This window comes from Burkholderia sp. Bp9090 (assembly GCF_003857985.1).
Lineage (GTDB): Bacteria > Pseudomonadota > Gammaproteobacteria > Burkholderiales > Burkholderiaceae > Burkholderia.
Map to the genome: position 1 here is coordinate 1 of NZ_QTPV01000106.1, position 1,122 is coordinate 1,122.

General features: G+C 65.1%; 1 protein-coding gene. It reads left to right on the plus strand.

Annotation, left to right across the window (positions count from 1 at the left end; genetic code table 11):
* On the plus strand, window positions 1-1,122 hold a 1,122-nt coding region (locus DIE16_RS36280), incomplete at both ends, for an electron transfer flavoprotein-ubiquinone oxidoreductase (RefSeq protein ID WP_148095411.1).

Below are 1,122 nucleotides of genomic sequence, written 5' to 3' on the forward strand. Positions count from 1 at the left end.
GGCGAGCCGACCGAGAACTTCCAGCTCGGCATGGAACTGCACGCGAAGTACACGCTGTTCGCCGAAGGCTGCCGCGGTCACCTCGGCCGTCAGCTGATCTCGAAGTTCAAGCTCGACGCGAACGCCGATCCGCAGGCGTACGGGATCGGCATCAAGGAACTGTGGGAAATCGATCCCGCGAAGCACAAGCCGGGCCTCGTGATCCACACGGCCGGCTGGCCGCTGAAGTCGGACACCTACGGCGGCTCGTTCCTGTATCACATGGACAACAACCAGGTCGTGGTCGGCTTCGTGGTCGGCCTCGGCTACACGAACCCGTACCTGTCGCCGTTCGAGGAGTTCCAGCGCTACAAGACGCACCCGTCGATCCGCGCATTCCTGGAAGGCGGCAAGCGTGTGTCGTACGGCGCGCGGGCGATCACGGCCGGCGGCCTGCTGTCGCTGCCGAAGACGGTGTTCCCGGGCGGCGCGCTGATCGGCGACGACGCGGGCTTCCTGAACGCATCGCGGATCAAGGGCAGCCACGCGGCGATCAAGACCGGCATGCTGGCGGCGGACGCCGCGTTCGACGCGCTGCAGGCCGGTCGCCAGTCGGACGAGCTCAACGCGTACCCGGACGCGTTCAAGCAATCGTGGCTGTACACGGAGCTGTACCGCGCGCGCAACTTCAAGCAGTGGATGGCGAAGGGCCTCTACCTCGGCACGCTGATGGTCGGGCTGGAACAGAAGGTGATGGGCGGCAACGTGCCGTGGACGCTGCACCACAAGCATGCGGATCACGAGATGCTGAAGCCGGCGTCGCAATGCACGCCGATCGAGTATCCGAAGCCGGACGGCAAGCTGACGTTCGACCGGTTGTCGTCGGTGTTCATCTCGAACACGAACCACGAGGAGAACCAGCCGGCGCACCTGACGCTGAAGGACGCGAGCGTGCCGGTGAACGTGAACCTGCGCACCTACGCGGGACCGGAGGCGCGCTTCTGCCCGGCCGGCGTCTACGAGTTCGTCAAGAACGACAGCAACGAAGATCGCTTGCAGATCAACGCGCAGAACTGCGTGCACTGCAAGACCTGCGACATCAAGGACCCGACGCAGAACATCGTGTGGGTCACGCCGGAAGGC